Annotated in this window: 19 protein-coding genes and 2 tRNA genes; 6 read left to right on the forward strand and 15 right to left on the reverse strand. The window is 70.9% G+C overall.

Going from position 1 to position 19,715, the window contains the following annotated elements; translation table 11 throughout:
• Window positions 1-2 precede the first annotated feature (2 nt).
• The gene (locus tag E4F25_RS04015) at window positions 3-494 is read left to right on the forward strand and encodes a peroxiredoxin (protein WP_140908935.1); all 492 of its coding nucleotides are present in this window, start codon (window positions 3-5) and stop codon (window positions 492-494) included.
• The gene (locus tag E4F25_RS04020; RefSeq protein WP_140908936.1) at window positions 484-1,914 is read left to right on the forward strand and encodes a PhoH family protein; all 1,431 of its coding nucleotides are present in this window, start codon (window positions 484-486) and stop codon (window positions 1,912-1,914) included. Before E4F25_RS04015 ends, E4F25_RS04020 begins: the two co-directional genes overlap by 11 nt.
• Here the strand turns inward: E4F25_RS04020 and E4F25_RS04025 are convergent.
• On the reverse strand, window positions 1,893-3,563 hold the full coding sequence (locus E4F25_RS04025; protein WP_140908937.1) for a SulP family inorganic anion transporter: 1,671 nt from the start codon (window positions 3,561-3,563) through the stop codon (window positions 1,893-1,895). The two genes, E4F25_RS04020 and E4F25_RS04025, sit on opposite strands and share 22 nt — an antisense overlap.
• 56 nt (window positions 3,564-3,619) lie before the next feature.
• Here E4F25_RS04025 and thiD point away from each other — a divergent pair, with 56 nt between their 5' ends.
• Window positions 3,620-4,429: a bifunctional hydroxymethylpyrimidine kinase/phosphomethylpyrimidine kinase gene (gene thiD, locus E4F25_RS04030; protein ID WP_140908938.1), complete on the forward strand. Its 810-nt coding sequence runs from the start codon at window positions 3,620-3,622 to the stop codon at window positions 4,427-4,429.
• A gap of 111 nt (window positions 4,430-4,540) precedes the next feature.
• Here thiD and E4F25_RS04035 read toward each other — a convergent pair whose 3' ends face one another.
• Window positions 4,541-6,628, reverse strand: coding sequence for a TonB-dependent receptor family protein (locus E4F25_RS04035; RefSeq protein WP_140908939.1), 2,088 nt, complete (start codon window positions 6,626-6,628; stop codon window positions 4,541-4,543).
• 104 nt (window positions 6,629-6,732) lie between these two features.
• Between E4F25_RS04035 and E4F25_RS04040 the strand changes: the two genes are divergently transcribed.
• Window positions 6,733-7,461 carry a BON domain-containing protein gene (locus E4F25_RS04040; protein ID WP_181168194.1) on the forward strand — a complete coding sequence of 243 codons (729 nt, stop codon included), beginning with the start codon at window positions 6,733-6,735 and terminating at the stop codon, window positions 7,459-7,461.
• 9 nt (window positions 7,462-7,470) lie between these two features.
• A complete protein-coding gene (locus E4F25_RS04045; protein WP_140908941.1) occupies window positions 7,471-8,073 on the forward strand; it encodes a DUF4142 domain-containing protein in 603 nt (200 codons plus the stop codon).
• 59 nt (window positions 8,074-8,132) lie between these two features.
• Here the strand turns inward: E4F25_RS04045 and E4F25_RS04050 are convergent.
• The 8 genes from E4F25_RS04050 to E4F25_RS04085 all read right to left on the reverse strand — a co-directional run bounded on the left by E4F25_RS04050 (window position 8,133) and on the right by E4F25_RS04085 (window position 14,409).
• Window positions 8,133-8,209, reverse strand: a tRNA-Arg gene (locus tag E4F25_RS04050).
• A 60-nt stretch (window positions 8,210-8,269) separates the two neighbouring features.
• Window positions 8,270-8,362, reverse strand: a tRNA-Ser gene (locus E4F25_RS04055).
• 71 nt (window positions 8,363-8,433) lie between these two features.
• Window positions 8,434-8,640, reverse strand: coding sequence for a carbon storage regulator CsrA (gene csrA, locus E4F25_RS04060; RefSeq protein ID WP_140908942.1), 207 nt, complete (start codon window positions 8,638-8,640; stop codon window positions 8,434-8,436).
• A 146-nt stretch (window positions 8,641-8,786) separates the two neighbouring features.
• On the reverse strand, window positions 8,787-11,432 hold the full coding sequence (gene alaS / locus E4F25_RS04065; protein ID WP_140908943.1) for an alanine--tRNA ligase: 2,646 nt from the start codon (window positions 11,430-11,432) through the stop codon (window positions 8,787-8,789).
• Between the two features lie 60 nt (window positions 11,433-11,492).
• Window positions 11,493-11,993 (reverse strand): regulatory protein RecX, encoded by a 501-nt coding sequence (locus tag E4F25_RS04070; protein ID WP_140908944.1) that lies wholly within the window; start codon window positions 11,991-11,993, stop codon window positions 11,493-11,495.
• The gene (recA, locus tag E4F25_RS04075; RefSeq protein ID WP_140908945.1) at window positions 11,971-13,005 is read right to left on the reverse strand and encodes a recombinase RecA; all 1,035 of its coding nucleotides are present in this window, start codon (window positions 13,003-13,005) and stop codon (window positions 11,971-11,973) included. The genes E4F25_RS04070 and recA overlap by 23 nt, the downstream gene beginning before the upstream one ends.
• A 170-nt stretch (window positions 13,006-13,175) precedes the next feature.
• Complete coding sequence (lexA, locus tag E4F25_RS04080) at window positions 13,176-13,811, reverse strand: transcriptional repressor LexA (RefSeq protein ID WP_140908946.1); 636 nt, start codon at window positions 13,809-13,811, stop codon at window positions 13,176-13,178.
• 103 nt (window positions 13,812-13,914) lie between these two features.
• Window positions 13,915-14,409: a CinA family protein gene (locus E4F25_RS04085; protein ID WP_140908947.1), complete on the reverse strand. Its 495-nt coding sequence runs from the start codon at window positions 14,407-14,409 to the stop codon at window positions 13,915-13,917.
• A gap of 52 nt (window positions 14,410-14,461) precedes the next feature.
• Between E4F25_RS04085 and mutS the strand changes: the two genes are divergently transcribed.
• Window positions 14,462-17,056 carry a DNA mismatch repair protein MutS gene (gene mutS, locus E4F25_RS04090; protein ID WP_181168195.1) on the forward strand — a complete coding sequence of 865 codons (2,595 nt, stop codon included), beginning with the start codon at window positions 14,462-14,464 and terminating at the stop codon, window positions 17,054-17,056.
• Window positions 17,057-17,139: 83 nt separating this feature from the next.
• Here mutS and E4F25_RS04095 read toward each other — a convergent pair whose 3' ends face one another.
• From E4F25_RS04095 to rpsP, 5 genes are all read right to left on the reverse strand, one after another.
• Entirely contained in the window at window positions 17,140-17,517 is a 378-nt protein-coding gene (locus E4F25_RS04095) for an RNA-binding S4 domain-containing protein (protein WP_140908949.1), read from the reverse strand.
• 12 nt (window positions 17,518-17,529) lie between these two features.
• Window positions 17,530-17,943 (reverse strand): 50S ribosomal protein L19, encoded by a 414-nt coding sequence (gene rplS / locus E4F25_RS04100; protein WP_140908950.1) that lies wholly within the window; start codon window positions 17,941-17,943, stop codon window positions 17,530-17,532.
• Between the two features lie 104 nt (window positions 17,944-18,047).
• Entirely contained in the window at window positions 18,048-18,803 is a 756-nt protein-coding gene (gene trmD, locus E4F25_RS04105) for a tRNA (guanosine(37)-N1)-methyltransferase TrmD (protein ID WP_140908951.1), read from the reverse strand.
• Between the two features lie 34 nt (window positions 18,804-18,837).
• Complete coding sequence (gene rimM, locus E4F25_RS04110; protein ID WP_140908952.1) at window positions 18,838-19,362, reverse strand: ribosome maturation factor RimM; 525 nt, start codon at window positions 19,360-19,362, stop codon at window positions 18,838-18,840.
• Between the two features lie 34 nt (window positions 19,363-19,396).
• Window positions 19,397-19,663 carry a 30S ribosomal protein S16 gene (rpsP, locus tag E4F25_RS04115; protein WP_140908953.1) on the reverse strand — a complete coding sequence of 89 codons (267 nt, stop codon included), beginning with the start codon at window positions 19,661-19,663 and terminating at the stop codon, window positions 19,397-19,399.
• Window positions 19,664-19,715 lie beyond the last annotated feature (52 nt).

The raw sequence follows: 19,715 nt of genomic DNA on the forward strand, positions 1-19,715 counted from the left end.
CCATGGCGGACACCGGCAAGGCGCTGAGCAAGACGACCCTGGGGCTGCCGCTGGCACTGGACGACGGCAGCACCACGACCCTCGCCGACTTCGCCGGCCAATGGCTGGTGCTGTACTTCTACCCGAAGGACTCCACGCCCGGCTGCACCAACGAGGGCAACGACTTCGACGCGCTGCTGCCGAAGTTCCGCAAGCTCGGCGCCGCGGTCCTCGGCGTGTCGCGCGATTCGGTGCGCTCGCACCGCAACTTCAGCGAGAAGCAGGGCTTCCGGTTCCCGCTGGTGAGCGACCCGGACGAGAAGCTGTGCCGCGCCTTCGACGTGATCAAGCCGAAGAAGCTCTACGGCCGCGAATTCATCGGCGTGGAACGCAGCACGTTCCTGATCGACCCGGACGGGGTCGTCCGCGCCGCCTGGCGCAAGGTCAAGGTGTCCGGCCATGCCGAGGCCGTGCTCGACACCCTCAAGACGGAACAACGCACGCATGACGCGTAGCACCCGCATCTACGTCCTCGACACCAACGTGCTGATGCACGATCCGACCGCGCTGTTCAAGTTCGCGGAACACGACGTGTACCTGCCGATGCAGGTGATGGAGGAACTCGACAAGGCCAAGAAGGGCACCTCCGAGGCCAGCCGCAACGCGCGCCAGGTCAGCCGCTTCCTCAACGACCTGATCGAGGCCGACCCGAACCACGACATCACCGACGGCCTGCCCCTGCGGCAGCCGCAGGGGCTGCAGCTGCGCGGTGCGCGCAGCGCCGGCCGGCTGCGCTTCCAGACCCGCGACTTCGATTCCGGCAAGCGCTTCGGCGCCGCCGCGTTCGGCAGCGTGCCGCCGGACAACCACATCCTCGGCGCGATCCTGGCGCTGAAGGAGGACCAGCCCGACGCGCACGTGGTGTTCGTGTCCAAGGACATCAACCTGCGCATCAAGGCGTCGATCGCGGGGATCGTCAACGAGGACTACGAGAACGACCGCGCGCTCGACGACTTCAGCCTGCTGTACACCGGCGCCACCGCGCTGCCGGCGGACTTCTGGCAGCGGCACGGCGAGGGCCTCAAGAGCTGGACCGACAAGGGCCGCACCTACTACCGCGTCGCGCGCCTCCGCGACGCCGACGGCGGGGAGGAGCAGGCCTGGCACCCGAACCAGTATCTGTACCTGCCCGGCGACGAGGAAGCGGAGCTGAAGGTCGCGCGGGTCGAGGACGACGGCGTGGTGCTGCAGATCGTGGACGACTTCCGCACGCCGCAGCACGCGGTCTGGGGGATCACCGCGCGCAACCGCGAGCAGAACTTCGCGCTCAACGCGCTGATGGATCCGGAGATCGACTTCGTCACCCTGCTCGGTACCGCCGGCACCGGCAAGACCCTGCTCGCCCTCGCCGCCGGCCTCGCACAGACCATGGACCAGCAGCGCTACCGCGAGATCATCATGACCCGCGCCACGGTCAGCGTCGGCGACGACATCGGCTTCCTGCCCGGCACCGAGGAAGAGAAGATGACGCCGTGGATGGGCGCGCTCACCGACAACCTGGAGGTGCTCACGCACAACCAGGAAGGCGGGAGCTGGGGCCGCGCCGCGACCAACGACCTGCTGGCCTCGCGGATCAAGATCCGCTCGCTCAACTTCATGCGCGGGCGCACCTTCCTCTCGCGCTGGCTGATCCTCGACGAGGCGCAGAACCTGACGCCGAAGCAGATGAAGACGCTGATCACGCGCGCGGGCCCCGGCACCAAGATCGTGTGCCTGGGCAACGTCGAGCAGATCGACACGCCCTACCTCACCGAGACCACCTCGGGCCTGACCTACGCGGTGGACCGCTTCAAGGACTGGGCGCACAGCGCGCACGTCACCCTGCGCCGCGGCGAGCGCTCGCGGCTGGCGGACTACGCTTCCGAAGTGCTCTGATCCCCGCGCGCGGCGGCCACCGCCTCGAAGGCCGCCGCCAGGGTCCCGGCATAGTTCGACGCCCCGTCCGCGCGCTCGACGATGCCGGCGCGCACGAGCTTGCGCAGCACCCGCATGTTGGCGCCGGTAAACAGCACGCGCACGCCGCGCCGCTCCATCGCGCGCATGGTGGATTCCAGGCGCTTGAGTCCGGTGGCGTCCACGAACGGCACCCGCTCCAGGCGCAGCACCAGCACCGAGGGCGCCTCGCGCGACCACGACAGCGCGCGTTCCAGCGAATCCACCGAGCCGAAGAAGAACGGCCCCTCGATGGCGTACACCGCGACGTCGCGCGGGAGCGCGTCCAGCCCGGCCGCCGCCAGCTCCTGTTGCACGCTGGCCTGGTCCTGGGCGACCACCTCGACCGAGCTGCTCATCCGGCGCAGGAACTGGAACATCGCCAGGATCACGCCGATGTTCACCGCCACCACCAGGTCGGTGAGGATGGTCAGCGCGAAGGTGATCAGCAGGATCGCCACGTCCGCGCGCGGCGCCCTGCGCACCAGGCGCAGGAAGCGCGGCGCCTCGCTCATGTTCCAGGCCACCACCCACAGGATCGCGGCCAGCGCCGCCAGCGGCACCTGGCCGGCGTAGGGCGCCAGGAACACCAGCACCGCTACCAGCAGGGCGCAGTGGACCAGTGCGGCCAGCGGGCTGGTGGCGCCGTTGCGGATGCTGGTGGCGGTGCGCGCGATCGCGCCGGTGGCGGCGATGCCGCCGAACAGCGGCGACAGGATGTTGGCGATACCCTGCCCCACCAGTTCCTGGTTGGAGTCGTGCCTGGTGCCGGCCATGCCGTCGGCGACCACCGCCGACAGCAGCGATTCGATCGCGCCGAGCATGGCGATGGTGAACGCCGAGGGCAGCAGCAGCACCAGCAGATCGAACGACATCTCCGGCACCTGCAGCGTCGGCAGCGCGCGCGGGATGTCACCGAAGGTCGAGGCGATGGTGGCGACCCCCGGCGGGTTCCAGATCGCGACCACGGCGGTCGCCGCCAGCATCGCCAGCAAGGGCCCCGGCACGCGGGCCAGGCCGGGGATGCGGGGGCCCCACAGCGCCAGCAGCAGGCTGCCCAGCGCGAGCGCGGTGGTCGCCGGATGCAGTTGCGGCAGCGACTGCAGCAGCTGCCCGGCCTTGGCATAGAAGGCCTCGCCGGTGGGCGCCGGCAGGCCGAAGAAGTACTGCCACTGGCCGATCCAGATGATCACCGCGATGCCGGCGGTGAAGCCGACGATCACCGGGTCCGGGATGAAGCGGATCACCGCGCCCAGCCGCGCCAGGCCCATCGCCACCAGCATGACGCCGGCCATCAGGGTCGCCACCAGCAGCCCGCCGACGCCGAACTGCGCCACCACCCCGGCCAGGATCACGATGAAGGCGCCGGTCGGCCCCGCGACCTGGATGCGCGAACCGCCGAACAGCGCCACCGCCGCGCCGGCGACGATCGAGGTGTAGAGCCCCTGCTCGGGCTTGACCCCGGAGGCGATCGCGAACGCCATCGCCAGCGGCAATGCGACCACGCCGACGATCAGTCCGGCAACGATGTTGGGCGCCCAGTGTTCCCGGCGCAGCAACCCCGCGCGGGCGGCTTCGACGATGGCGATCAATCGCGGCTCCGTGGTGGTCCGGTGCAAAGGCGGCGGACAACGCCCATCATATCGCCATGGAAGACAACCGCCCGACCAGCGCGCTGACCATCGCCGGCTCCGACTCGGGGGGCGGCGCCGGCATCCAGGCCGACCTCAAGGCCTTCGCCGCGCACGGGGTCCACGGCCTGTCCGCGATCGCCGCGCTGACCGCCCAGCACACCCGCGGGGTCACCGCGGTGCACGTGCCGCCGGTGGCGTTCCTGCGCGCCCAGCTCGACGCCTGTTTCGACGACTTCCGCATCGGCGCGGTGAAGCTGGGGATGCTGGCCACCGCCGAGGTGATCCACGCCGTCGCCGACGCGCTGGAGGCGCACCGCCCGCCGCACGTGGTGCTCGACCCGGTGATGGTGGCGACCTCGGGCGCGAAGCTGCTGGCCGACGACGCCCTCGACGCGATGCGCACGCGGCTGCTGCCGCTGGCCACGGTGCTGACCCCGAACATGCCCGAGGCCGAACTGCTGCTCGGCCACTCGATCACCAGCGGCGGCGACGCCGAAGCCGCGCTGGCGGAGCTGCGCGGCATGGGCGCGGCCACGGTGCTGCTCAAGGGCGGCCACCTGCACGAGGGCGCGATGGTGGTCGACCGCTATGCCGACGCCGGATGCACGCTGCGCTTCGAACACGCGCGCCGCGACGTCGACGGCCACGGCACCGGCTGCACCCTCGCCTCGGCGATCGCCGCCAACCTCTGCCTCGGCCTGCCACCGCGCGAAGCCTGCGCCGCCGCCACCGACTACATCGCCACCGCCCTCCGCACCGCCTACCGCCCCGGCCGGAGCACCGTCGCCGTCCTCGACCACCTGGCCAACCTCAAACAGCTTTAGCCACAGATTTCACAGATTGAAAAGGATGAAAAACCAGGTTGCGGTCGAATCGACGGATCGCCGCGAACCCAATCCTTTTTTCCTCTGTGAAATCTGTGGCTGAAGAATGCGTCAGTCCACCGCGGCGCGGCCGAGCTGGAGGGTGAGCATGAGGGTGCGGCCGGGGGCGGGCTCGAAGGAGCGGCCGCCGCCGGCATTGACGATGACCGAGCCGATGGTGGCGCGGTCGAAGACGTTGTCCACGCGCAGTCCCGCCACCAGTGGCACGCCCCCCATGCGCCACTCGCGTTCGACGCCCAGGTCCACGGTGGCATGCCCCGGCGCCCACGCGGTGTTGTCGTCGTCCGCGTATACCCGGCTGCTGCCGCTCGCTGACGCGAACAGCGTGGTCCCGTGCGATGGCGTCCAGCGCAACTCGGCCCAGCCGGTGCGCACCGCGGTGCCGGGGATGCGGCCGCCGCCCATCGCGTCGCCGTAGCGCGCATCGAGCGCGGTCCAGGCCAGCGCGTAGCGCCAGGCATCGCCCAGCGGGCCCGACGCCGACAGTTCCCAGCCGTTCCGGCGGGTCTCGGCAGCGTTGCGGTAGGTGCTGCGGCCGCCTTCGTTGCTGGCGACCACCAACTCGTCGCAGGTGTCGCTGTCGAACACCGCGAGCCCGAGCGCGTGGCCGTGGCGTCGAAGGCGCAGTCCCGCTTCGAGGCTGTCGCTGCGCGAGGGCCGCAGCGCGTCGTTGAGGCCGCTGGCGCCGTCCGGCCGGTAGGCAAGTTCCGAGGCCGACGGCGTCTCGTAGCCGCGCCCGGCATTGAGGTACAGGTCGAGCCAGTCGGACGGTTCGAACAGCAATCCCGCCACCGGCGAATCGAACCCGTAGTCCATGCCACCGCTGTCGTCCGGATTGCCCGGCGCGACGTAGCGGTCGAGCGAGCGGAACGCGACTTCGCTGTGGCGCAGGCCCACGCTCGCCTGCCAGCGCGGCGCGAAGCGCCAGCGCGCTTCCGCGAACAGGTCGCGCGCGGTGGTGCTGTCGCGCTGGTCGCGGCGCAAGCGGCCGACGACGCCCAGGGTGTCGCCGGCGAAGTTCTCGAAGCCGAGGCGGTGTTCGCTGGACCGCTGCAGTTCGGTGCCAACGGTGAGCGCGAACGCACGGCCGGCGAGCAGGCCATCGAAGGTCCAGCGCGCATCGAGGCCGGCGTAGTCGCGATCGAGGTCGATCACGCCGCCGCCACTGCCGGGCGCGAGTTGCGCGGCGGCGGGAACCGACAGCATCTGCCAGGTCTTGCGCTGCCCGGCATGCAGGCCCAGCGCGAGCACGCCGAGTTCGCCGGCATCCTGCTCGAGACGCGCGCCGGCCTGCTGCTGGCGCACCGTCTTGCGGGTGTCGAAGGCCAGCGCCCCGGCGCTGGCCGCGCGCGGGTCCTCGCGCACCTGCGCCAGGGTCAGGCCCTGCGGATCCTGCGCCGTGAGGTCCATCGCGCTGGCCGTGAACGCGAAACGCGTGCCCGCGGAGGACTCCAGCGTCAGCCGCGCCTGCGCGATGTCGCGGCGCGCCGCGCTGTGCCGGCGGAAGCCGTCGCTGTCCAGGCGGCCGGCGTCGAACCGGTAACCGCCATCCTCGGCGCCTCCGCCGGCACCCCACGGGCCGGTCCAGCTCGCGTCCAAGCGCCGCAGCCCGTGCGCGCCGGCGGAGGCATCGAGCCCGAACGCCATCTCCTGCCCCGGGGCCTTGCTGAAGAACTGGATCACCCCGCCCGCGGCATTGCCGTACAGCGCCGAGAACGGCCCGCGCAGCACCTCGACCGAGTCCAGCGCGGCCAGCGGTACGTGCGAGACCTGGCCCTGGCCGTCGGGCATGCTCGCGGGGATGCCATCCACGTAGATGCGCAGGCCGCGCACGCCGAAGGTGGTGCGCGCGCCGAAACCTCGAACGGTCACCTGCACGTCCTGCGCCAGGTTCTGGCGGTCGCGGGCGACGACCCCCGGGATCCTGCGCAGGGCCTCGGAAACACTGACGCCAGGGGCGGCGGGAATGGCGTCCGCTTCGACCGCGTCCACGGAAGCCGGGGTCGCATCGGGCACGTGCTGGCCGACGACGACGACCCCGGGCAGCGTGGTGGCGGACGCGGCTTCCTGCGCGTGTCCGGGCGATGCCGCGAGCGCGCCCAGCAGCAGTGCCGGCGCAATGGTTCCTTGCTGTCGCATTCAGTTGGCTTCCCTGTCCAGGCTCGCGCTTCTTCACTCCGAGGCCATGCCGCAGTGGGCTATACCACTGTACGCAACATTCTTGCTTCGAGGAGGGCACGACCGTGCGAAACAACCGGGACGAGAACCTTGCCAGCACCACGGTCGCCGACATGAAGGCGGTGGCACAGGACATGCTGCGCATGGGCAAGCACTGGACCCAGGCGGCGCAGGACTGGCTGGACCAGCGCCGCGACGACATGCGCGACGACCGTCGCCAGCGACGCACGCGGCGCGGGACGCGCGACTTCCAGAGCGACTACGGCGGCGGCGGTTACGACCAGGTGGACGACAGCCCGGTCTCGCGCCCCTACGGCAACTACGGCGCGCGCGGCTACCGCGGCGTGGGCCCGCGCAACTACCGCCGCTCCGACGAGCGCATCCGCGAGGACCTCAACGACCGCCTCACCGAGGCCGACGACCTCGACGCCAGCGACATCAGCGTGGAGGTCAGCAACGGCGTGGCCACGCTCACCGGCAGCGTCGGCCATCGCTGGATGAAGCACCGCGCCGAGGACCTCGCCGACGAGTGCCTGGGCGTGCGCGACGTGCGCAACCACATCCAGGTGCGCGACGCGCGCAGGAGCAATGCGCCCTCGGCCGGCGGCGTGCACGCCAGCGGCAGCGCACGCGTGGGCAGCGCCGAGGTTTCGGGCAGCCTGCACACCAACACCGGCAACAGCGCCGGCGGCACCTCGCCGGGCGGCCAGGCCGGCGGCGGCGCGACCAGCACCGGCACCGGCACGAACACGCACCAGGACACCGCAACCGGGCGTCCGGGCACGACACCCTGAGGAGACGACATGGACAGCACCCGCAGAACCCTTTTCATCCTGACGCTCGCGATCGCCGGCGCCGGGCTCGTCGCCTGCGGCAACAACGACGACAACGACGCGGCACCGGGCGACGTCGCCACGCCGACGGACGCCACCGCGGGCACGGATGCGATGCCTCCCTACGACGACGATGGAGCCGACACCATGGACAACGACACCAGCGCCGACGCCGCCTTCTACCAGCAGGCGATGCAGGGCAACCAGAAGGAGATCGTCGCCGGCGAGCTCGCGCAGCAGCAGGCGCAGGACGAAGCAGTCCGGAACTACGCCACGATGATGGTGCAGGACCACACCGCGATGGGCCAGGAGCTGTCCAGCGCGGCCGGCATGGCCGACGCGGCGACGCCCGCCCCGCCGCCGACGGCCCTGGCCAGCCTCCAGGACGCCAGTGGCGAGGCGTTCGACGACGCCTACATGGACATGATGGTCGCCGACCACGAGAAGACCATCGCGCTGTTCGAGGACGCCGCGCAGAACGCCAGCGCGACGCAGACGCGTACGCTGGCCGCGAATGCGCTGCCGAAGCTGCGCGAGCACCTGGAGCAGGCGCGGGAACTGCAGCAGCGCTGACCACGCGACGCAGGCAAGAAAAAAGGCCGGTGGGTCGCCCCATCGGCCTTTTCCTTTGTTGGCGCGCCCGGAAGGATTCGAACCTCCGACCCCCAAGTTCGTAGCCTGGTGCTCTATCCAGCTGAGCTACGGGCGCAGAAGCGCAATTGTGCGGAATCCGACGGGTTCCGGTCAATCCTTTTTCGCTTTCGGTGGATGGCGGAGAGTGAGGGATTCGAACCCTCGATAGAGCTTTTGACCCTATACTCCCTTAGCAGGGGAGCCCCTTCGGCCTCTCGGGCAACTCTCCGTGTCTCGCGCCGTCATCGCCCGAATGCGAGCGCGACAGGATACCGGCTCGCCCGTGCCGCGGCAATCCGATCAGGCCCCGGACGCATCCTCGGCATCCCCGCCCGGCGCTTCGTCGCCGCGCTGGATGCGCTGGTAGATTTCCTCGCGGTGCACCGCCACGTCCTTGGGCGCGGTGATGCCGATGCGCACCTGGTTGCCCTTGACGCCCAACACCGTGACCGTGACCGAGTCTCCGATCATCAGGGTCTCGCCGACACGGCGGGTCAGAATCAGCATGGGTCGATCTCCATTGGCGGCGGCCCGTGGCGGCGCTGCCGCAGCGCCCCCTCAGCGGGGACTGCAAGCGTTTCCGTAAACCTCCGAGGATACTACCCGGCATCCGCCTTCGGCGACCCCGGCCACAGGTCACGGCCGGGGAATGTTCAGTTGATCCTCTGCCCCACCCAGTCAGGAACGGCCGCCAGCGCGGCGACCAGGGCCGGACCATCCTCGCCACCGCCCTGGGCCAGGTCCGGGCGTCCGCCGCCCTTGCCGTTCACCTGGCGGGCGACATGCGCGAGCAGCTCGCCGGCCTTCACCTTGCCGAGCGCGGCGCCGCTGACGCCCGCGACCAGCGCGGCCTTGCCGTCGCCGGCCCCGGCCAGCAGCACCACGGCGTCGCCGAGCTGCTGCTTCAGGCGGTCGACCGCGTCGCGCAGGGCCCTGGCGTCGAGGTTCTCCAGCCGCGCCGCGAGCACGCGCACGCCGCCGACCTCCACCGCCTGCGAGGCCAGGTCCGCGGTCGCGCCGCTGGCGGCCTTGGCCTTCAGCGCCTCGAGCTCGCGCTCGAGCTTCTTCTGCCGCTCGAGCACCGCCCGCAGCTTGTCCGCGACCTCGCCGGTGCCGGCGCCGAGCAGTTGCGCCGCGACCTGCAGCCGCTGCTCCTCGGCCGCGACGTGGTCCAGCGCGCCCTGCCCGGTCACCGCCTCGATCCGGCGCACGCCGGCCGACACGCCGCCCTCGGACAGGATCTTGAACAGGCCGATGTCGCCGGTGCGCGCCACGTGGGTACCGCCGCACAGCTCGATCGAGGTATCGCCCATGCGCAGCACGCGCACGCGCTCGCCGTACTTCTCGCCGAACAGCGCCAGCGCGCCGAAGTCCAGGGCTTCCTGCATCGCCATGTGATGCACCTCGGCGGCGTGGTTGGCGCGCACCTCGGCATTGACCCGGCGCTCGATCTCCGCCAACTCCTCGCGGGTGACCGGTTGCGGGTGGGAGAAGTCGAAACGCAGGCGATCGGGCGCGACCAGCGAGCCCTTCTGCACGACGTGCGTGCCGAGCACCTCGCGCAGCGCGGCGTGCAGCAGGTGGGTGGCGCTGTGGTTGAGCACGGTCGCGGCGCGCCGCTCGCGGTCCACGGTACCGACGACCAAGGCGCCGCGGCGCAGGCTGCCTGCCGCGACACGACCGACGTGGGCGTGGAACTGGCCGGCGAGCTTCACCGTGTCGGACACCTCGAAGGCCGTGCCCTGCTCCACCAGCACGCCGGCATCGCCGACCTGGCCGCCGGACTCGGCGTAGAACGGGGTGCGGTCGAGGATCACGATCGCGTCCTCGCCCGCTTCGACCACGTCCACTGGGCGCCCGTCGCGCAGCAGCGCCAGCACCTCGAGGCCGCCGGCGTCGAGCGAGTCGTAGCCGAGGAACTCCGTCGCCGGCAACTGCGACGCGAGCTCCGCGGGCAGGGTCGCGCCGCCGCCGAACTTGCCGGCGGCGCGCGCGGTCTCGCGCTGCCTGGCCATCGCCGCCTCGAAGCCGGCCATGTCCACGCCGAGGCCGCGCTCGCGCGCGATGTCGGCGGTCAGGTCGACCGGGAAGCCGTAGGTGTCGTAGAGGCGGAAGGCGTCGCCGCCCGGGATCTCCCGGGACGACTTCACCGCGTCGCGCGCGGCGACCTCGTCGAAGATGCGCATGCCGTGTTCGAGGGTCTCGCCGAAGCGTTCCTCCTCGGCGCGCAGCACCCGCTCGACGAAGTCGCGCTTGTCCGCGAGTTCCGGATAGGCCTCGCCCATGGTTTCCACCAGCGGCGCGACCATCTTCCAGAGGAAGTCGCCGCGCACGCCAAGCATCCAGCCATGGCGCAGCGCGCGGCGGATGATCCTGCGCAACACGTAGCCACGGCCCTCGTTCGACGGCAGCACGCCGTCGACGACGAGGAAGCTGCAGGCGCGGATGTGGTCGGCGATGACCCGCAGCGACTTGTTGCCGAGGTCGCCGGTGCCGGTGAGCCTGCCCGCCTCGGCGATCAGGTGGCGGAACAGGTCGATCTCGTAGTTGCCGTGCACGCCCTGCAGCACCGCGGCGATGCGTTCCAGGCCCATGCCGGTGTCCACGCACGGCGCCGGCAGCGGCAGCAGCGTGCCGTCCGGCTGGCGGTCGAACTGCATGAACACCAGGTTCCAGATCTCGATGAAACGGTCGCCGTCCTCGTCCGGCGAGCCGGGCGGGCCTCCGGGAATGTGCGCGCCGTGGTCGTAGAAGATCTCGGTGCACGGGCCACACGGGCCGGTGTCGGCCATCTGCCAGAAGTTGTCGCTGGCGAACGGCGCGCCCTTGTTGTCGCCGATGCGGATAATGCGCTCCGGCGACAGGCCGATGACGTCGCGCCAGATCGCGTAGGCCTCGTCGTCGGTCTGGTAGACGGTGGCGGTGAGGCGCTCCGGCGGCAGCTTCCAGACCTGGGTCAGCAGTTCCCAGGCCCAGGCGATGGCGTCGCGCTTGAAGTAGTCGCCGAACGACCAGTTGCCCAGCATCTCGAAGAAGGTGTGGTGGCGCGCCGTGTAGCCGACCTGGTCGAGGTCGTTGTGCTTGCCGCCGGCGCGCAGGCAGCGCTGCACGTCCACCGCGCGCGGGGCGACCGGTTTCTCGGCGCCCAGGAACACGTCCTTGAACTGGACCATGCCCGAGTTGGTGAACAGCAGGGTCGGATCGTTGGCGGGGACGAGCGGCGCCGAAGGCACCACGGCGTGGCCGCGCGCGGCAAAGAATTCGAGGAAATCGCTGCGGATTTCGGAAGTGGTCTTCATCGGAGGGAGTGCCCGGAACGGCGGGGTCGCGAAGGGCTGCGACCGGAAGCGGCTAGGTTATCAGCCGCGGACCACGCTCCGCACGCAGTCGCCGTCGAATCCCCGGCGGTAGAGGAAGTCGGCGGCCTTGCGCTTGCCGGCCAGGGTGTCCATGCGGTCGCCGAAACGGCGGGCGACCAAGTCGCGGGCGCGTTCTTCCCAGTCGTCCTCGCCGGCCTCGGCCAGCGCGGCGAAGGCGAGGTCGATCATCCCCTCGCCGATGCCGTGGCTGCCCAGTTCGGCCCGGATCCAGGCGGGGCCGTAACCGCTGGCCGCCCGGGAGCGGGCCACGCTGCAGGCGAAGCGCTGGTCGTCCTGCCAGCCGGCCTCGGCCATGCGAGCCACCGCTTCGGCGGCGTCGGCTTCGGCGACGCCCCGGGCCACCAGCTTGCGGGTGAGCTCGGGACGCGAATGCTCCCGCCGCACCAGCAGCGAGAGCGCGCGTTGTGCCGGGCTCGGCTCCGGCCGCGGACGCCGGGGCGCCCGCGGCTTCGCGGGGTCAGTCCTTGTCGTCCGCCTCATCGTCCTGTTCGCCGGCCACCTGCGGCACGAACTTCTCGCGCAGCACGCCCTCGATCCGCTCGGCGATCGCCGGGTTCTCCTTGAGGAACTGACGCGCGTTTTCCTTGCCCTGGCCGATGCGCTCGTCGTCGCAGCTGTACCAGGCGCCCGCCTTCTGGATCAGGCCGGCATCCACGCCCATCTCGATCAGTTCGCCCTCGCGCGAGATGCCCTCGCCGTACAGGATTTCCGTGATCACCTGCTTGAACGGCGGCGCCAGCTTGTTCTTGACCACCTTGATCTTGGTCTGGTTACCGATGATCTCGTCGCCCTTCTTGACCGAGCCGATGCGGCGGATGTCCAGGCGCACCGAGGCGTAGAACTTCAGCGCGTTGCCGCCGGTGGTGGTCTCCGGGCTCTGGCCGGGCATCATGATGCCGATCTTCATGCGCAGCTGGTTGATGAAGATCACCAGGCAGTTGCTGCGCTTGATGTTGCCGGTGAGCTTGCGCAGCGCCTGGCTCATCAGTCGCGCCTGCAGGCCGGGGAGTTGGTCGCCCATCTCGCCCTCGATCTCGGCACGCGGCGTCAGCGCCGCGACCGAGTCCACCACCACCATGTCCACCGCGTTGGAGCGCACCAGCATGTCGGCGATTTCCAGCGCCTGCTCGCCGGTGTCCGGCTGCGACACCAGCAGGTCCTCGACGTTGACGCCCAGCTTGGCGGCGTAGGTCGGGTCCAGCGCATGCTCGGCATCCACGAACGCGGCGGTGCCGCCGTTCTTCTGGCACTGCGCGATCGCCTGCAGGGTCAGGGTGGTCTTGCCCGAGGATTCCGGACCGTAGATCTCGACCACGCGGCCCTTCGGCAGCCCGCCGATGCCGAGGGCGATGTCGAGCATCAGCGAACCGGTCGAGATCACCGGGGTGACCTCGGCGACGCGGTCGCCCATGCGCATGACGGAGCCCTTGCCGAACTGCTTCTCGATCTGGCTCAGGGCGGCGGAGAGCGCGCGCTTCTTGTTCTCGTCCATGGTCGGGTCCTTGATGGGTGTCTGATGGGAAGGAAGGCTATCGGGCCGCCATCGCACGGACTGCGACGCCTCGGCACCACTCGAATCTGAACCACCCGCGGCGCCGGCCGAAGCAGCCGATGCCGCGTCCCGCTGTCGGGAAACCCTGCGCTTGCCCCGAGGCGGCAGGCTCACCGGTTGGGCCTCACGAGCCCGCAGTACAGGCCCTCGATGGCGAAGTCCTGGTCCGGCAGCACTTCGATCGGCGCGAAGTCCGGGTTGCGCGGCAGCAGCCGGATGCGGTCCTTGCCGACCTTGAGCAGCTTCACGGTGATCTCGTCGTCGATCCGCGCCACCACGATCTGCCCGGAGCGCGCGTCGGAGGTGCGGTGCACGCCGATCAGGTCGCCGTCGAAGATGCCTTCGTCGCGCATCGAATCGCCCTTGACCTTGAGCAGGTAGTCCGGCGCCGGCGAGAACAGCACCCGGTCCAGGATCAGCACCTGCTCCTGCAGGCCGCCATCGGCCCCGATCGGTGCGCCCGCCGCGACCTGCCCCAGCACCGGCAGGTGCAACGCGTCGCCGTCGAGCTGGAGCTGCTGCTGCGGTGCCTCCGGCGCGCGCAGCATGCGGATGCCGCGCGCCCGGCCAGGAATGCGCTCGATCGCACCGGCGGCCTCGAGCGCCTCCAGGTGGTACTGCGCGGCGCGCACGCCCTTGAAGCCGAAGGCGCGCGCGATCTCGGTCTGCGAGGGCGGCATCCCCTCCGCCTCTATGCGCTCGGCGATCAAGGCAAGGATGGCCTGCTGGGTGGCTGAGAGCTCCATGCGGGTAGTATTACTACTAACGCCACAGGCAGTCAACAACACGTGTAGGAGCGGCGCTAGCGCCGTGATTTGGTCGTTCGCGGTCGCGGCGCGAGCGCCGCTCCTACAGGACGGTCCCGAGGCCTTCGAGGGCCGCCGCCACCGTCTGCCGGCGGACCGCGTCGCGGTCGCCCTCGAAGTGGAACGCGCGCGCGGTCGGGTAGCCGCCGCGCCGCTTCCAGCCGATCCAGACCGTGCCAACCGGCTTGTCCTCGGTGCCGCCGCCCGGCCCGGCGATGCCGGTCACCGCGACCGCGATGCCCGCGCCCGAATGCACCAGCGCCCCGGACACCATCTCGAGCACGGTCTCGCGGCTGACGGCGCCGTGCTGCTCGAGCGTCTCCGGGCGCACGCCCAGCAGGGCCTGCTTGGCCTCGTAGCTGTAGGCGGCCATGCCGCAGTCGAACCAGGCGGAACTGCCGGCGATGTCGGTCACCGCCTTGGCGATCCAGCCGCCGGTGCAGCTCTCCGCGGTCACCAGGGTGAGGCGTGCCTTGAGCAGGCTCGCGCCGGTGGCTTCCGCGATGCGCTGGAGCTGCTCGTCACTGGGTGCGTGCATGGATGGCAAACTAGCCCCCTTCCACGCGCAAGTCCACGGGAAAAACCAATTCATGGCATCCGTTGCCACAGAGCAGCACACCCCCCTGATGAAGCAGTTCTTCGCCGCCAAGGCGGAACATCCGGACGTGCTGCTGTTCTTCCGGATGGGCGACTTCTACGAACTGTTCTACGACGACGCGCGCAAGGCCGCGAAGCTGCTCGATATCACCCTGACCCAGCGCGGGCAGTCGGCCGGCAGGCCGATCCCGATGGCGGGCGTGCCGGTGCATGCCCATGAAGGCTACCTGGCGCGGCTGGTGGCGCTCGGGGAGTCGGTGGCGATCTGCGAACAGGTCGGCGACCCGGCGACTTCCAAGGGTTTGGTCGAACGCAAGGTGGTGCGCATCGTCACCCCCGGCACGGTCACCGACGAGGCCCTGCTCGACGAGCGCCGCGACACCCTGCTGCTGGCGGTGGCGCGCGGCCGCAACGGCTACGGGCTGGCGTGGGCGGACCTGTCGAGCGGGCGCTTCCTGGTCGGCGAAGCCGCCGGCGACGACGCGCTCGAGGCCGAACTGGCGCGACTCGAGCCCGCGGAGGTGCTGGTCCCGGACGAGGAAGGCTGGCCCGCTTCGCTGGCGGAACGCGGCGGCCTGCGCCGGCGCGCGCCGTGGCTGTTCGACGCCGACAGCGGCCGCCGCCAGCTCCTGCAGTTCTTCAACGTGCACGACCTCACCGGCTTCGGCATCGAGGACAAGCCCGCGTGCATCGCCGCCGCCGCGGCGTTGCTCGGCTACGTCGAGGAGACCCAGAAGCAGCGCATCCCGCACCTGACCGCGATCGCGGTCGAGGCCGGCGACGGCGCGATCGCGATGAACGCCGCGACCCGCCGACACCTCGAGCTCGACACGCGCGTGGACGGCGACACCAGGCACACCCTGCTTGGCGTGCTCGACAGCACCGTGACCCCGATGGGCGGACGCCTGCTACGGCGCTGGCTGCATCGCCCGCTGCGCGACCAGGCGGTGCTCGGCGAACGCCACCACGCGGTCGAGACGCTGCTGCAGTCGCGCGCCGGCGACGACCTCCGCGAAAGCTTCCGCGCGCTCGGCGACCTCGAACGGATCCTCGCGCGCATCGCGCTGCGCAGCGCGCGCCCGCGCGACCTGTCCACCCTGCGCGACGGCCTCGCCCTGCTGCCCGGCCTGCGCGCGCTGCTGGCGCCGCTCGACTCGCCGCGGCTGCGGGCGCTCGCCGCGCAGCTGGGCGAGCACGATGCGACCGCCGCGTTGCTGGCCCGCGCCATCGTCGAGCAGCCGCCACTGCTCGCGCGCGACGGCGGCGTGTTCGCTGAGGGCCACGACGCCGAACTCGACGAACTGCGCCGCCTGTCGACCAACGCCGACCAGTTCCTCGTGGACCTCGAACAGCGCGAGCGCGAGGCCACCGGCATCGCGACGCTCAAGGTCGGCTACAACCGCGTGCACGGCTACTACATCGAGATCTCCAAGGTGCATGCGGCGAAAGCGCCGACGCACTACACCCGCCGCCAGACCCTCACCGGCGCCGAGCGCTACATCACCGAGGAGCTGAAACAGTTCGAGGACAAGGTCCTGTCCGCGCGCGAGCGTGCGCTGGCGCGCGAGAAGCTGCTGTACGACGAGCTGCTGGAAACGCTCAACGAGGACCTCGAATCGCTGAAGCGTTGCGCGGCCGCATTGAGCGAACTCGACGTGCTCGCCTGCTTCGCCGAACGCGCGCAGGCGCTGGACTGGTCGCGGCCGCGGCTGTCGCGCGACCCCGGCATCCGCATCGAGCGCGGCCGCCACCCTGTAGTCGAGGCGGTGCGCGAGGAACCGTTCACCGCCAACGACCTGATCCTGGACGAAGAGAGCGGCGTGCGCATGCTGGTGGTCACCGGCCCGAACATGGGTGGCAAGAGCACCTACATGCGCCAGAACGCGCTGATCGTGCTGCTCGCGCACATCGGCAGCTTCGTGCCGGCGGCGAGCGCGACCATCGGCCCGATCGACCGCATCCTCACCCGCATCGGCGCCGGCGACGATCTCGCCCGCGGGCAGTCGACCTTCATGGTCGAGATGAGCGAGACCAGCTACATCCTGCACCACGCCACCGACCGGTCGCTGGTGCTGATGGACGAGATCGGCCGCGGCACCTCGACCTACGACGGGCTGGCGCTGGCCGATGCCTGCGCCCGCCACCTCGCCTCGGTCAACCGCAGCTACACGCTGTTCGCCACCCACTACTTCGAACTGACCGCGCTGGCCGAGCCGGGCAGCGGCATCGCCAACGTGCACCTGGACGCGGTCGAGCACCGCGCCCAGGACGGCAGCGAGACGCTGGTGTTCATGCACGCGGTCAAGGAAGGCCCGGCCGACCGCAGCTTCGGGCTGCAGGTCGCGGCGCTGGCCGGCCTGCCGAAGGAGGTCGTGCGCCGCGCCCGCGCGCGGCTGGCGGAGCTGGAGGCGCAAAACCGCGACGCACCGGCGACGCCGCTGAGCGCGGAAGCGCTCGATGCGCCCCGCCAGATCGGCCTGTTCGCGCCCAGCAACGCGGCGGTGGAAGCCCTCGCCGGCCTCGACCCGGACGAGCTCACCCCCAAACAGGCGCTGGAAGCGCTGTATCGCCTGAAGGCACTGCTGTAGGAGCCGCCATGGCGGCGAGCTCTTCCCAGATCGCAGCGATCTTGTAAAAAGCTCGCCGCCATGGCGGCTCCCACAAGGCGGGGTCAGGTGGCGTCGATGTCGCCTAGCGCCCGGATCAGCCGGCGCGCGCGCTTGTCGGGCCTGCCCTCGGGCGGCTGGTAGCCGGCGCGTTCGGCCGCCCGGCGCGCACGCGCTTCAGCGCGCCGCTCGCGCGACGCGTCGGATTCGGAATACAGGGTCTGGGCGACGCTGGCCGGCCCGCGCGTGTCGCTGAGGCCGAGCACGCTCACTTCGAACAGCTCGGCCGCGCGCTCGACCTTCAGCGCCTCGCCGCCGCGCAGCGTGCGCGACGGCTTGGCCCGCTGGCCATCGACTTCGACCTTGCCGTGCTCGATCGCCTGGCGCGCGAGGCTGCGCGTCCTGTAGAAACGCGCCGCCCACAACCAGAGGTCGAGGCGCACCGCGTCCGTGGACTACTCCGCGGCGGCGGCTTCGGCTGCCGCGGCAGCCCGGGCCTTGGCGTTGCCGGCCAGGTCTTCCTTGATGCGCGCCTTGCGGCCCTCGAGGCCACGCAGGTAGTACAGCTTGCCGGCGCGGACCTTGCCGCGGCGCTTCACCTCGACCGAGTCGATCGCGGCGCTGTGGCTCTGGAACACGCGCTCGACGCCGTAGCCGTGCGAGATCTTGCGCACGGTGAACGAGGAGTTCAGGCCGGCGTTCTTCCTGGCGATGACCACGCCCTCGTAGGCCTGGACGCGCTCGCGGTTGCCTTCCTTGACCTTGACGTTGACGACGACGGTGTCGCCGGGGCCGAAGACGGGCAGTTCGCGGGTGGCCTGCTCGGACTCGAAGTTCTGCAGCAGGGAGTGGATCGAGGGCTTGTTCATCGGTGTGGGCCTTGTTGGAGTGCCTGGTCGCCTCGGGGCGCCGGGCTGTTGTAGCGCGAGTGCACGTGGACCCGCGTCTTGGCTGGGTGGAGCGAAGCCGGGAATTATAGCGGGTTTTCGGCCAGGAATTCATCCAGCAGGGCCCGGTCGCCGGCGGACAGGGCGTCCCGGTCCAGCAGCTCCGGGCGCCGGGTCCAGGTCCGCCCCAGCGCCTGCTTGCGGCGCCAGCGGGCGATGGCGGCATGGTTGCCCGAAAGCAGCACCTCCGGGACGCTGCCCAGGGCGTGCTCGACCGGGCGGGTGTAATGCGGGCAGTCGAGCAGGCGCAGCCCCGACGGGTCCTCGCCGAAGCTGTCCTGGGCGGCCGACTCGGCATCGTTCAGCGCCCCGGGCTGCAGGCGCGCCACCGCGTCCACCAGCACCGCCGCCGGCAGCTCGCCGCCGGACAGCACGTAGTCGCCGATCGAGACCTCCTCGTCCACCGCCGCCGCCAGCAGGCGCTCGTCCACGCCCTCGTAGCGGCTGCACAGCAGCACCAGGCGGTCGCGGCCGGCCAGCTCGCGCACCTTCGCCTGGTCCAGCGGCCGCCCCTGCGGGCTGAAATGGATGACGTGGGCCGGGGCCGGATCCGCGGCACGGACGGCCTCGAGGCAGGCCAGCAGCGGGTCCAGCAGCATCACCATGCCCGGACCGCCACCGAACGGACGGTCGTCCACGCGGCGGTAGTTGCCCTCGGCATGGTCGCGGGGATTCCAGCCATGCAAGGCGAGCAGCCCGCGCTCCTGCGCGCGCCCGACCACGCCGTGGCCGGCCATCTGGGCGACGAACTCCGGAAACAGGCTGACGACGTCGATGCGCATGCGGGCATTGTAGGAGCGGCGCTGGCGCCGCGACCTAGAACTCCGGATCCCAATCCACCGTAACGATGCCGGCCTCGAAATCCACCGAACGGATGTACTGCGGTTCCAGGAACGGAATCATCCGCTCACGCTCACCGCGGGCGACCAGCACGTCGTTGGCGCCGGTCGAGAACAGGTGCGAGACCACGCCGAAATCCACGCCCTCGACGTTGACCACGCGCAGGCCTTCGAGGTCCACCCAGTAGTACTCGCCCGGCTTCGGCGGCGGCAGCGCCGAGCGCGGCACCCAGAGCTCCGCACCGCGCAGTGCCTCGGCGGCGTCGCGGTCCTCGATCCCGGGGAGCGCCACCACCAGGCCTTTCGCGGCCGGCCGGCCCTTCGCGCCGGTGATCGTGGCCTCGGTCCCGTCCGGGCGCCGCAGCGTCCACGGCTGGTAGCGCAGGATCCCGCGCTCGGGGTCGGTGAACGACTCCAGCTTCAGTTCGCCGCGCACGCCGAAGGCGCCGTGGATCCGGCCCAGAAGGATCGACTTCTGCGCGGACGGCGCCTCGGGAGCCATGCTGTGTGGGGTCGCGACGTGCGGCCCCGCGGCGTCAGGCCGCGGCGGCGCCTTCCGGAGCGGCCTTGGCGGCCTTGTACAGGTCGGCGACCTTGTCGCTGAGCTGCGCGCCCTGCCCGACCCAGTACTCGACCCGCTCGACGTTCATCTCGACGCGCTTCTCGGCGCCGGCGGCGACCGGGTTGTAGAAGCCCACGCGCTCGATGTTGCGGCCGTCGCGCGCGCTGCGGCTGTCGGTGACGATGATGTGGTAGAAGGGGCGCTTCTTGGCGCCGCCACGGGTGAGGCGGATCTTGACCATGGTGTACTCGGTGGAGCCCAGCTGCCGGGATGGCAGGGTAAGCCGGCAATTA

This window comes from Cognatiluteimonas lumbrici (assembly GCF_006476065.1).
GTDB lineage: Bacteria > Pseudomonadota > Gammaproteobacteria > Xanthomonadales > Xanthomonadaceae > Cognatiluteimonas > Cognatiluteimonas lumbrici.